A 12,315-nucleotide genomic window follows, 5' to 3' on the forward strand; every position below is an offset into this window, starting at 1 on the left:
ACCAGCACAGCCAACCTGACGGCCGTTGTGGCTTGCTTGAGCCGTATGCCGCGATGAGTGGCACGTACGGTTCTGAGGGGGCCGGAGCACGGTAACGTGCTCCGGCTACCCGGCATTGTTTCATGCCTCCGCCAAGACTCATGCGATCTTCGATGAGGAGCGCGTGATCGCCTACGCCGGGCTGGAGCCGGTGATGCGGCTGGCCGAGCGCTGCGGGCTGGACGCGCTGGTGGAGGAGCACGTGGCCATCGCCAACCCGCTCGGGGCGAACGCGCCCGCGAAAATCGGCTCGATCGTGGCCGGGATGGCCACCGGGGCCGACAGCATCGAGGATCTGGACGCGCTGCGGCATGGCGGGATGGACAAGCTGTTCGACCAGATCCGCGCCCCGTCCACGCTCGGCTCGTTCCTGCGCGCGTTCGCCTGGGGAAACGTGCGGCAGTTGGAGAAGGTCAACCGGCGACTGCTGGCCGCTCTGGCCGTGCACACTCCGCTGTTACCCGATGTGGGCGTGCTGGCGTTCATCGATGTCGACTCCATGCAGCGGCGGACCTACGGCTACCACAAGCAGGGATCGGGGTTCGGGCACACGAAGATTCAGGGCAGAAGTGTGCTGGTCCGCGGGCTCAACGTGCTCGCCTCGACCGTGTCGACGCCGCTGTCGGCCCCGGTGATCTGCGGGATGCGGCTGCGTGGCGGGTCGGCGGGCTCGGCGCGCGGGGCCGAGTCCTTCGTCCGCGAGGCGATCGGCACCGCCAAGGCGGCCGGAGCCGGGGGCGCCGGTGAGGGCATCGTGGTGTTGCGCGGCGATTCGGCGTTCTACTCGGCTGGCGTGGTCGGCGCGTGCCGCGACCACGATGTGCGGTTCTCGGTCACCGCGAAGATGGACCGGAAGGTCAAGGCGGCGATCGCGTCGATCCCGGAGACGGCCTGGGTGGCGATCAAGTACCCGGACGCGGTCTTCGATGAGCGGGCCGGCCGGTGGGTGTCGGACGCCGAGGTCGCCGAGATCACCTATACCGCGTTCACCTCCAAGAAGAACCGCGCGACGACCGCCCGGCTGATCGTGCGCCGCGTGCGGGAGCTCAACCCGCGGGACGGGATCGGGCAGGATGAGCTGTTCGCGTCCTGGCGGTATTACGCGATCTTCACCGACAGTCCGTTCCACCTGGTCCAGGCTGAGGCCCAGCACCGCGATCACGCGGTGATGGAGCAGGTCAACGCGGATCTGATCGACGGGCCGCTGGCGCATCTGCCGTCGGGCCGCTTTGCCGCGAACGCCGCCTGGGTCACCCTGGCGGCGATCACCCACAACCTGCTGCGGGCGGCCGGGTGCCTGGCCTCGGCGTTTCATGCCAAGGCCCGCGGTGCGACGCTGCGCCGCCATCTGATCGTCGTCCCCGCGAGGGTTGCCCGGCACGGACGCGGGCAGGTCACGCTGCATCTGCCCGCGCACTGGCGCTGGCAGTGCGCCTGGTCGAGCGTCTTCGACGCCGCCCACGGGCCACCGCGCGCCCGCGCGGCCTGACCTGCCTGAAATCCCTGGTCATCGCCCCGTTCTTGACGACCGTGCCGGTCATCCGCACCCGAGTGCACGCCCGCTCCCGACCCTGTGACACCTGGACAGGCCGCGACCCGCGCGCGGCGGCTCTCCCGCACCCGAAATCAGGGCCTTCACCTGCCCGAACGTTCCTCGTGGAGGAATTGAGCCAGAAAATGATCACAAGAAATCACGTGGTGGATTCAGGCTTAGGGGGAGGTCTGGGTGACGGTCACCGAGACGCGGTCGTCGGGCAGGCGGAGGGTGAGATCGTTCCCGGGGGAGAGGTCGGCGGCGCGGCGGACGACCTCGCCGGAGGGACGCTGCACGATGGCGTAGCCGCGTTCGAGGGTGGCGGCGGGTGACAGGGCGACCAGGCGGGCTCTGAGATGTTCCAGGCTGTCGGCCGAACGGTCCAGGGAACCGGTCAGGCAGCGGCGGGAGCGGTCACGAAGGGCGTCCACCTGCTCGGCGCGGCGATCGAGCTCCCGCACCGGATCCGACAGGGACGGCCGTGATCGGACCGACTGGAGCCAGTGCTGCTCGCGATCCAGCCAGCCGCCGACCACCCGGCGCCCACGATCCCTGAGCTGCCGGACGAGCGTCAGCTGCTCTCCCACATCAGGAACGACCTTCTTGGCCGCGTCCGTGGGCGTGGACGCCCGCAGATCAGCCACCAGATCCAGCAGCGGACTGTCCTGCTCATGACCGATCGCGCTCACCACCGGCGTACGGCACGCCGCGACCGCGCGCACCAGCGACTCGTCGGAGAACGGCAGCAGATCCTCCAGCGAGCCGCCACCCCTGGTCACGATGATAACGTCGACCTCTCGATCGGCGTCCAGCTTCCGCAGCGCCTCGCTCACTTCGGCGACCGCGAACGACCCCTGAACGGCCACCGCCTCGATCTTGAACCGCACGGCCGGCCAGCGGCGGCGCGCGTTCTCCAGCACATCCCGCTCGGCCGCGGAATCCCGCCCGCAGATCAACCCCACCGTGCCGGGCAGGAACGGCAACCGCCGCTTGCGATCGGTGTTGAACAACCCTTCCGCGGCGAGCACCTGCCGCAACCGCTCCAACCGAGCCAGCAACTCCCCGACCCCCACCGGCCGGATCTCCAACGCCGTGAACGCGAACGACCCCCGATTGACCCAGAAGTCGGCCTTCACATGCACAACCACCCGAGCCCCATCGACCGGCCTCGGCAAACTCGCCTCATACACAGTCCGCGCACAAGTCACCCGCGCCGACACATTCGCCACCGGATCCCGCAAGGTCATGAACACGGTCCCGCCCCGCGCCGTCAACTCGGTGATCTGCCCCTCAACCCAGATCGTGCCCAGCCGCCCAATCCACTGCGCCACCATCTGCAGCACGGACCGAACCGGCAACGGCTCCTCCGGAGACGTCTTAGCGCCCACTCACCCTCCCTGCCTCTGCTCACGCACCGCATTCAGCTACGTCCGGCAGCGTAGCCGCCCTCACCGACAGAACAGCCCGCCGCCCCAACTCTCCCATCCACCCGCCCCCGTCTAGTTCCAGGAACGCCCGGCCCAGCTACAGGACCCGGTTTGTCATCCGCCCCACCCCCGTTCGGGGTTACTCCACAATCAGCCCACCGGCTAGGTCCGGTCCTGCGGATCATGTGACAGGGCGCGGAGCTAGATGAGGGCTTTCGAACACGTTGCCCGTGAGGACCAACGGTGCTCGGATGCCCGCCGCAACCCTGATTTCCTCGCTGCTGTGAGTCGTCGACCAGGATCGAGCCGTTCGTGTAAAAGTGAAGAAGTCGCCTAGGGGAGGGGAGTCGTCTAATGGCGTTCAGCGACGAAGAGGTCGCCTATTTGCGATCACAATCACTCGCGCGGCTGGCAACGGTTTCGGGGGACGGGCAGCCGGACGTGGTGCCGGTCGCGTTCGAATTCGATGGGACAGACTTCTGGGTGGGTGGCGGCTCGACGGTCGTCCACACCCGCAAGTTCCGCAACGTGCGGGGCGGGCAGGAGAAGGTCTCTCTGGTCATTGACGACATGGTGTCCTTCGAGCCGTTCATCGTACGCGGCATCCGGATCTACGGCCGCGCCGGGCAGCCGGTCGAACGGGTCGGGATGGTCGGACCGGGGGTGTACGTGCGAATCACCCCGACCGTCTCATGGAGCTGGAACATGGCGGGCGAGCCCGTCGGCGAGACCTGGTACGAGTCGAAGCGCACTGTTCACTAAGGCCCGTCCCGTTCTTGCTCGTATTCGTCTGATAGATCCGTTCAAGTGATCTGCGGGACAGGCCCTAGATCGCCTACTCCCACGACACTCTGGGCGTGGCGTTCAGCCCGCGACGGTCGTCTTGTGTGTAGGTGTTCACGGCCTGATGTCCCGTCCCGTCGTGCGGGAGATTCCCGTCATTTCCGCCTCCCGCGAGGCGGGACTCGTGTCCGTACTGTCGTACGGGGCGTTCACCCGACGGCGTCCGTTTTCGCCGTGCGGGTGCCCGCCCCGAAACGCTCAGTACACCGGCCCCCAGGTCATTCCAGCGTCGGCCGGTTCAGGCGATCCGACGGTGATTTCCACCAGGTGGGGCTTGGTCGAACCAGAAGACCCGCTTCACCGTCGTGCGTTCGGCCCTCGTCTCGACGACCTGTGCTCGCCGGGAGCTCGTCAGATTCCGGATTCGAGCTTTGTCAGGCGGTTGCGGTACATGGTGGTGACTTCGGGGCGAGCGGAGGTCGCCTCTTCGTAGGCGATCAATTGCTGGATTTCGACGGCGGACTTTCCGCGCATACGGGCGCGGAGGGATGCGATCGTCAAGCCGGCATACCCGGGGATGGGCTCGGGCGGGGCAGCCTTCTTGGCGGGCGTGACGACGGCGGGGGCCGCTTGGGGCTCGGCAACCGGCTTGGACTCGGAGTTGAGCTCAGCCTTCGGCTTGGCCTCGGCTTCCGGCTTAGGTGCGGAGTCCAGTTTGGGTTCAGCGCTCGGCCGGGGTGCGGCTTTCGGCTTGGCCTTGGGCTTGGGCTCGGCCTTGGGCTTGGGTGTGGAGCCCAGTTCGGGCTCAACGTCGGGCTGAGGTTCGGCTGCTGGCTTGGGTGCGGCGTCCGGTTTGGGTGCGGAGTCCAGTTTGGGTTCAGCGGTCGGCTGGGGTTCAGCGTCCGGCTTGGGTGCTGGTTCAGGGGTGGGTTCGGGTTCTTGGTTGAGATCGGCGGCAGGTGTCGTGGGGCGGGGGGCGAAGATGACGGGCTCGCGGCGGGCCGGTTTCTCGGCTTCTGGGGTGGGGGATTTGGTGGATTTCTCGTCGGGGGCGGCCAGGCGTCGGATGGTGGTGCGGACGCGGTCGGTGATGAGGAGGGCGTGGCCCACGCCGCTGAGGGCGGTCTGGAGGACCGCCATCGGGAGGTCCTTGGCCTTCTCCATGAGCTCACCGCGATGGTCGTACGCGTCACGGAGAGGCTTGGTCAAAGTTCGAAGGAGAGACATCGCGGCTCCTGGAAAGTGTCTTATCGGGTCAAGTCGACGTGAGGTCAGGATGCGGCTGACGCTCCACGTAGCATGAGACCATGACCTCACAGACCCCCGCGAGCATTCCGGACCGTAGACGTGTGCTGGTGGCGAAGCCGCGTGGGTACTGCGCGGGGGTGGATCGTGCTGTCGAGGCGGTGGAGAAGGCCCTCGCGCAGTATGGAGCGCCAATTTACGTGCGCAAACAGATCGTGCACAACACGCATGTGGTGAGAACCCTGGAAGGGCGTGGCGCGATCTTCGTCGATGAGACCGAGGAAGTCCCAGAAGGGGCGATCGTGGTCTTTTCCGCGCATGGCGTGGCTCCTGCTGTGCACGACGAGGCTGCTCGTCGCCGGCTGAAGACCATTGACGCCACCTGTCCGCTGGTCACCAAGGTCCACAATGAGGCCAAGAGGTTCGCCGCCCAGGACTATGACATCCTGCTGATCGGTCACGAAGGCCACGAAGAGGTCGAAGGCACCGCCGGGGAAGCACCCGATCACGTGCAACTCGTCGACGGCCTCGACGGCGTCGGCACCGTATCCGTCCGCGACCCGCGGAAGGTCGTCTGGCTCTCTCAGACCACCCTTTCCGTCGACGAGACGACGGAGACCGTCACTCGCCTCAAAGAGCGCTTCCCCAACCTTATCGACCCGCCCAGCGACGACATCTGCTACGCGACGTCCAACCGCCAGACCGCCGTCAAGGAGATCGCCGCCCAGTCCCAGCTGGTGCTCGTAGTCGGCTCCGAGAACTCCTCCAACTCCAAGCGCCTGGTCGAAGTGGCCCTCGACTATGGTGCCAAAGCCTCCTACCTGGTCGACGACGCCTCCCACATCGACGACACCTGGCTCCACGGCGTCACCACCGTCGGCCTCACCAGCGGCGCCTCAGTCCCCGAGATCCTGGTCGACGGCGTCCTCCACAAACTCGCCACCCACGGCTTCACCGACGTCGAAGAAGTCGAATCCGTCCAGGAACGCATGCGCTTCGCCCTTCCCCACGAACTCCGCAAAGACCTCCGCGCCTAGCACCCCACAAGCCCGGACCCACAGCCACAAGTCCCCAGCCGCCAGGTCCTCGCCGTTATCCTGCGCCGTTCACCTCCGCGTCACGTCTCGCCGTATCGGCGCCAAGGGGTTGCGCCAAGGGCGTGGGCAAGGTGTGGCCAAAAGTGTGTGGCCCTCCTCATCCATGCCTTGATGGATGAAGTTCGAGAGGAAGCGCGAGCGTGGCGTAGTGGGATTCGATGGCGAAGAAGAGCAGCCAGACTGATTGAGTCCTTCCGGCGGGTTCCGCAGGGGGCTTCGTGTTGAACATCCGCAAGGCTTGCGGTCGGGCTGTTCGCCGTTATCTTGCGCCGTTTACGTTCGTGTGGCGCTCTCGCCGTGCCGGTGCTGGGGTCAGTCTTCTTTGGTGGAGCCGTAGAGGCGGGGTTCGAAATAGCCTTCGGGTTCGGCTGCGTACGTGGGGGTGGTTTCGCGGCTTTGGCGGGGTTTGGGGACGCGGTGGGCGTGGGCTAGCCGGAGGGTGCGGATGTTGGTGGGGAGGCCGCGGTACCAGGCGATGGCGAGAGTGAGGGCGGAGCCGGCGAGGAGCCAGGGGGCGGCGGCGGAGAGGATCGTGAAGAGACCCAGGGCCAGGGATTGCAGGAAGCTGGCGGTGCGGAGGGCACGGACGCTCTCGATGAAGAGGGCGGTCAGGAAGAAGATCAAGGGTGGGGTGACGACCAGGGGGAGCAGGTCGCGGGGGTTGACCAAGGTGACGGCGGCCGCGCAGCCGAGGAGGAAGATGGGGCCAGGGGCGATGAGCTGGCCAAGGAGAGTAGTCACGAAAAGCAGCGTGACGGCGCCGCGCGCGGTCAACTTCATTGCCGGAAACCCCCTTTCTCCAGCCCCCTAACCTACCGTTCCACAGCTCTGGAAGAGGGCCGCTTACCTGCTCTTCCCGCTCCGTAGCGACAGCGGAAAGGCGCTTACCTGTTCTTCTCGTTGTACAGCGACTATGCGAGATGGCGGGACGCTTGCCTGTTCTTTGCATTACAGCGACAGTGGCGGGGCTTCTTCTTCCACCAGTTCCGGTACGGAGAGCAGTCGTGGCAGTTCCTCGACCAGTTCGGGAGCGGCCAGCGGGCTGTCCACGAGGCCGAGGTCGCTCAGGCGGCGGGCGCTCACCAGCACCCGGTTCTCCAGCGACCCCACCGTCCGGTTGTACGCGGTGACCGCCTTCGACAATGACTTGCCGAGCGCGTCCACGTTCCGGCCGAGCCCGCCGAGCCGGTCGTACAGCTCCTTGCCGATGTCGAACACCGCGCGGGCGTTCTCGCTGAGCGCGGCCTGCTGCCAGGCGTACTGCGCGGTGCGGAGCATGGTGATCAGGGTGGTGGGGGTGGCGATGTGCACGCGCCTGTTCATCGCGTACTCCAGGAGGGCGGGGTCGCGCTCCAGGGCGGGGGCGAGGAACGCCTCGCCGGGGATGAACAGGACCATGAACTCGGGCGCGGGGCTGAACGCCTGCCAGTAGGTCTTGGCGGCCAGCCGGTCCACGTGCTCGCGGACGTGCCGCGCGTGCGCGTCCAGCCGGGCCCCGGCCAGCTCCGGATCCTGCGCCTCGGCCGCCTCCAGGTACGCCGCGAGCGACACCTTGGAGTCGACCACGATGTTCTTGCCCCCACTCAACCGGACGATCATGTCGGGCCGGACGACGCCGTCGGCGGTGTGCCCGGTCACCTGCTCGTCGAAGTCGCAGAACCGGGCCATTCCGGCGATCTCCGCGACCCGCCGCAGCTGGAGCTCCCCCCACCGGCCCCGGGCCTCCGGCCGTTGCAGCGCCCGCACGAGCGAGCGGGTCTGGGTCTGGAGCTGCTCCGAACTCTGCCGCACGAACTCCATCTGCTGCTGCAGCTCGGCCCGCGCCCCGCGTGCCCCGAGCTCGCTCTCCCGCAGCTGGTGCTGCACCCGGGCCAGCGTCTCCTGCAGCGGCGCGACCAGGTTCTCCACCGCCTGCCGCCGCTGGTCGAGATCCCCGGCGGCCTCGGCCCTGGTCGTGTTGAGCCGGTTCTCCGCGAGTTCGAGGAAGCGCAGGTTGTTCAGATCGAGCGCGCGGGCGGAGAGAGCTTGGAACCGCTCGGTGAGCTGCCCCTCGACATAGCCGAGTTTCTCTTCCGCGGCCCGCGCCCGGGCCTCCGCGTCGGCGAGCCTGGCCGCGGTCTCCTCGGCGGCGCGCCCGGTCTTGCCCCGGCCGAGCGTGTATCCGACGGCCAGCCCGGCGGCCAACCCGAGGGCGAGCTGGATTGCGAGAGCCATGACGTCCACATGGGGGATGATCCCAGTCCTTTCCCTACAGAAGGGGGAGGCGCGCTTGCGCGGCGTGCGCTGATTACCCAGGGTTTGCCTCCCATTGCGTACGGCATGCACGCTCAGGCGCTCCCTGTCCGGCCGGTAAACTCGGATCCCGTGAGTCTGAGCATCGGGATCGTCGGCCTGCCCAATGTCGGCAAGTCCACCCTTTTCAACGCGCTGACCAAGAGCGCCAACGCCCTGGCGGCCAACTACCCGTTCGCCACCATCGAGCCCAACGTGGGGATCGTGGGTGTGCCCGACGCGCGTCTCGCCCAGCTCGCCACCATCCACGGCTCGGCCCGGATCCTCCCGGCCAAGGTGGAGTTCGTGGACATCGCGGGCTTGGTGAAGGGGGCTTCGGAAGGCCAGGGCCGCGGCAACCAGTTCCTCGCCAACATCCGCGAGACCGACGCCATCTGCCAGGTCATCCGGGTCTTCACCGACCCCGACGTGACCCACGTGGACGGCGACATCGCCCCCGAGCGGGACATCGAGACGATCAACACCGAGCTGATCCTGGCCGACCTGCAGACGATCGAGAAGGCCGTGCCGCGCCTGCAGAAAGAAGCCAGGACCAACAAGGACCGCAAGGCCGCCCTGGACGCGGCCGAGACGGCCAGCAAGATCCTCGACGGCGGCACCACGCTCTACGCCTCCGGCATGGACCTGACCGACCTCCGCGAGCTCCACCTGCTCACCGCCAAGCCGTTCCTGTACGTTTTCAACCTCGACGCCGACGAACTGGTGGACACCGACCTCCGGACCCGGCTGTCCGCGATCGTCGCCCCCGCCGAGGCCGTCTTCCTGGACGCCAAGATCGAGTCCGAACTGGTGGAACTCTCCGACGAGGAGGCCCTGGAACTCCTCCAATCGGTCGGCCAGGACGAATCCGGCCTCTCCCAGCTGGCCCGCGTCGGCTTCGAGACCCTCGGCCTGCAGACCTACCTCACCGCCGGCCCAAAGGAAACCAGAGCCTGGACGATCAAAAAGGGCTCCACCGCCCCCGAAGCCGCCGGCGTCATCCACACCGACTTCCAGCGCGGCTTCATCAAGGCCGAAGTGATCTCCTTCGACGACCTGATGGCAGCCGGCTCCGTGGCCTCCGCCCGCTCCGCCGGAAAGGCCAGGATCGAGGGCAAGGACTACATCATGCGCGACGGCGACGTGGTCGAGTTCCGCTTCAACGTCTGACAGACCAGCGGCGGAACCTGGGTCACCACCCCGGACAGGTACGGGAGCGCCGTCCCAGCCGCAATTGGTACAAATTGGTCAAAATTGCTAGAAGACGCGATATTGGTCGATATCGGGTTTTTTTGGTGAAGGATCGATAATGATGCGATTAGATGGTTCCTGTTCGCAGTTACGATCTCATTGGTCTCCCGCTGAGGAGGCGCCCGCTCCTGGGATGCGCTGATGGAGGAATGCTTTGCACGAGGACAGCGCACCTGTCGAGCTCAAAGTTCACATCGCGCATCCAGCCCGGATGTACGACTACTACCTGGGCGGCAAGGACAACTTCGCGGCTGATCGCAAGACTGCGGAGGAATCACTCCGGGTGGCGCCCGAGATTCGGGACATCGCCCGGGAGAACCGGGCGTTCATGCAGCGTGCGGTGCGATTCATGGTGAAGGCGGGGATCCGCCAGTTTCTCGATATCGGTGCGGGCCTGCCCACCCAGCGCAACGTGCACGAGGTCGCGCAGGAAGAAACTTCCGGCGTGCGCGTCGTCTACGTGGACAACGACCCGATCGTCCTCGTGCACGCCAGGGCGCTGCTGGCCGGGATCGGCGAGAGCGAGACGCGGGTCGTCACCGCCGACCTTCGCGATCCCCAGGCGATCCTGTCCCGGCCCGACGTCAACGGCTTTCTCGACTTCACCAAGCCGGTGGCGATCATGTTGTTGTCCGTCCTGCAGTTCATCCCCGACCGGGATCCCGAGGAACTCGTGGCTCCGCTGCGGGAGATCATGGTCCCGGGCAGCTTCCTGGTGATCTCTCACCCCACCCAGGATTTCCGGCGGGAGCAAGCGCTCCAGGTGGCGGAGACCTATGTCCGGGCCAGCGCGCCTGCCGTGGCCCGGCGAAAAGCGGAGATCGAGCGGTTGTTCGGAGATTTTCAACTCGTCGAGCCTGGCCTGGTGCAGAGCCCGCTGTGGCGGCCGGACCACGAGTTCATCGGCGAGCTCGACCATATTTGGATGTACGCCGGAGTAGGCCAGAAGATGTAGTCGGGCCGCAACTGCCGGTATTTCGGACCTCTTCCCGCAAGGTGTGCCATGGACGTCATAGAAGCGATGACAACAACGGGAACATGCCGCTATTTCCGCAGCGATCCCATCCCCGAGAAGGTGCTGCTGAGCGCGTTCGACGCCGCTCGCTTCGCGCCCCAGGGCGGGAACCGGCAGCCGGTGCGCTGGGTGGTGGTCACGGACCCCGACCTGAAGCGGCAGCTCAAAGCGTGGTACCTGGAGCCGTGGAAGGCCTATCTTAGCGCGGTCGGGGTCGGCGACATCGCCGTACAGGCACTGCCCAAGGTCGTCGCCGACGCCGACCACTTCGCCGAGCATTTCGACGAGGCGCCCGCCATCGTCGTCTGCTGCGCCGAGCTCGATGGGCTGCACCCCACAGATCACGAACTCGGGCGGCTGAGCGTCGTAGGCGGCGCGTCCATCTACCCCACCGTCCAGAACTTCTGTCTGGCCATGCGCTCGCAGGGCCTCGCCAGCGCCATCACCACCCTGCTCTGCCACTCCGAACCCCAGGTCAAGGAGCTGCTCGGCATCCCCGACGACGTCATCACCGCCGCCCACATCGCGGTCGGTTACCCCGCCAATCCCTTCCCCACCAGGCTCTCCAGGATTCCGGTCGACGAGATCGTTTTCTCCAACACGTATGGCAGGCCGCTCTAATTCCCTTGACATTCCCGGGTTGACCCCGGGGGTGTGGAAATGTCAGAAAAGTCCACCGCAGGGGATGCGGATCGGTAAGCTGCTGCGACGTGATCGATCAGAACATACCGGTGGAAAACACCGCTAACCTGTCGCGTTCCAGCGATGACGTCCAGGCTGATAAGGAAGCCAGTGGAAGCGTCATCGAACTGGTCGAACGCATCGCATCGGTGGTCCTTCCGATCGGCGTCGCGCTTTACGCGGTCCTCTATATCGGCATCGAGGAGATATACGCGGTCTTCGGCATCAGCCCGCAGCAGGCGGGGATCGACCAGTCGGTGCTGTTCGGCCGGCTCGTGGGCACGCTGGTGCTGGTCCTGCTGCTGGGCATTCCGGCTCTCGGCTTGATCGTCGGGCTGGGCTGGTTAGTCAACAAGGTGACATTCGGCTACAGCGGAAGGCTCGTGGCAGGCATCCGGAAGCGCCCGTGGGTGGCCGCGCTGATCGCCGCGCTGTGGTGTGGCGCCACCTACTGGGGTTTCTTCAACTTCGTCGGCGACCTCGACCTCACCATCATGATCGCCATCGCCGTGGGGCTGGGCGTCTTGACGTTCCTGGTGCCGTTCCGGCTGCTTCGCCGTAAGCCCGTGGGCCGCGCCGGGTTGAAGGTGCTCGTCGGCGGACTGACCGGGCTGGGCCTGGGCTTCCTGCTCATCCTGGAGCTGTCGTACGGCGCGGTGGAGGTGCAGCGGACCGGGCAAGCCAACCTGCTGCTCGACACCCTGGGGTTCCAGGACCAGTGGGCCACGTTGAAGAGCGCCGACGACGACAAGCCGCTCTACGACGGCCGCTGGATGATGCTGCTGGGTGAGAGCGAGGGCACATACCTCTTCTACGACTGCGACAAGCTGGTGACCTTCCGCCGGCCGATCGAGACCACCAACCTCAGCGACCTGCAACTCGGCCCCGAGCGCGAGGAGGGCTTCACCTGCGGCGGCCTTGCCGAAGGCGCAGGTCAGTGACCGGCCGTGAGGTGAAATCCAGGTAGGAGTC

11 protein-coding genes are annotated in these 12,315 nt (G+C 66.6%); 7 read left to right on the forward strand and 4 right to left on the reverse strand.

The window, feature by feature from the left end; genetic code table 11:
- Positions 1–115: 115 nt before the first annotated feature.
- Positions 116–1,528: an IS1380 family transposase gene (locus ABGB08_RS49500; protein ID WP_347605865.1), complete on the forward strand. Its 1,413-nt coding sequence runs from the start codon at positions 116–118 to the stop codon at positions 1,526–1,528.
- A 221-nt stretch (positions 1,529–1,749) separates the two neighbouring features.
- Here the strand turns inward: ABGB08_RS49500 and xseA are convergent, their stop codons facing one another.
- Positions 1,750–2,961 (reverse strand): exodeoxyribonuclease VII large subunit, encoded by a 1,212-nt coding sequence (xseA, locus tag ABGB08_RS49505; protein WP_347605868.1) that lies wholly within the window; start codon positions 2,959–2,961, stop codon positions 1,750–1,752.
- 393 nt (positions 2,962–3,354) lie between these two features.
- On the opposite strand from xseA, the gene ABGB08_RS49510 reads away from it, so the two are divergent.
- Positions 3,355–3,762, forward strand: a complete 408-nt coding sequence (locus tag ABGB08_RS49510; RefSeq protein ID WP_347605871.1) for a PPOX class F420-dependent oxidoreductase — start codon at positions 3,355–3,357, stop codon at positions 3,760–3,762.
- 432 nt (positions 3,763–4,194) lie between these two features.
- Here the strand turns inward: ABGB08_RS49510 and ABGB08_RS49515 are convergent, their stop codons facing one another.
- The gene (locus ABGB08_RS49515) at positions 4,195–4,992 is read right to left on the reverse strand and encodes a hypothetical protein (RefSeq protein ID WP_347605874.1); all 798 of its coding nucleotides are present in this window, start codon (positions 4,990–4,992) and stop codon (positions 4,195–4,197) included.
- 98 nt (positions 4,993–5,090) lie between these two features.
- Here ABGB08_RS49515 and ABGB08_RS49520 point away from each other — a divergent pair, with 98 nt between their 5' ends.
- Entirely contained in the window at positions 5,091–6,065 is a 975-nt protein-coding gene (locus ABGB08_RS49520; protein WP_347605877.1) for a 4-hydroxy-3-methylbut-2-enyl diphosphate reductase, read from the forward strand.
- Positions 6,066–6,437: 372 nt separating this feature from the next.
- On the opposite strand, the gene ABGB08_RS49525 is transcribed toward ABGB08_RS49520, so the two are convergent.
- Together ABGB08_RS49525 and ABGB08_RS49530 are read right to left on the reverse strand one after the other, a co-directional pair.
- Entirely contained in the window at positions 6,438–6,905 is a 468-nt protein-coding gene (locus ABGB08_RS49525; RefSeq protein WP_347605879.1) for a DUF6542 domain-containing protein, read from the reverse strand.
- Between the two features lie 168 nt (positions 6,906–7,073).
- Positions 7,074–8,348, reverse strand: coding sequence for a DNA recombination protein RmuC (locus ABGB08_RS49530; RefSeq protein ID WP_347605882.1), 1,275 nt, complete (start codon positions 8,346–8,348; stop codon positions 7,074–7,076).
- A 141-nt stretch (positions 8,349–8,489) separates the two neighbouring features.
- Between ABGB08_RS49530 and ychF the strand changes: the two genes are divergently transcribed.
- From ychF to ABGB08_RS49550, 4 genes are all read left to right on the forward strand, one after another.
- Positions 8,490–9,566 (forward strand): redox-regulated ATPase YchF, encoded by a 1,077-nt coding sequence (gene ychF / locus ABGB08_RS49535; protein ID WP_347605885.1) that lies wholly within the window; start codon positions 8,490–8,492, stop codon positions 9,564–9,566.
- A 235-nt stretch (positions 9,567–9,801) separates the two neighbouring features.
- Positions 9,802–10,602 (forward strand): SAM-dependent methyltransferase, encoded by an 801-nt coding sequence (locus ABGB08_RS49540; RefSeq protein ID WP_347605888.1) that lies wholly within the window; start codon positions 9,802–9,804, stop codon positions 10,600–10,602.
- 48 nt (positions 10,603–10,650) lie between these two features.
- On the forward strand, positions 10,651–11,283 hold the full coding sequence (locus tag ABGB08_RS49545) for a nitroreductase family protein (protein WP_347605891.1): 633 nt from the start codon (positions 10,651–10,653) through the stop codon (positions 11,281–11,283).
- 110 nt (positions 11,284–11,393) lie between these two features.
- Positions 11,394–12,284 (forward strand): hypothetical protein, encoded by an 891-nt coding sequence (locus ABGB08_RS49550; protein WP_347605893.1) that lies wholly within the window; start codon positions 11,394–11,396, stop codon positions 12,282–12,284.
- The last annotated feature ends 31 nt before the right edge of the window (positions 12,285–12,315 follow it).

The organism is Acrocarpospora sp. B8E8 (genome assembly GCF_039871605.1).
In the GTDB taxonomy this organism is placed as follows: Bacteria; Actinomycetota; Actinomycetes; order Streptosporangiales; family Streptosporangiaceae; genus Acrocarpospora; species Acrocarpospora macrocephala.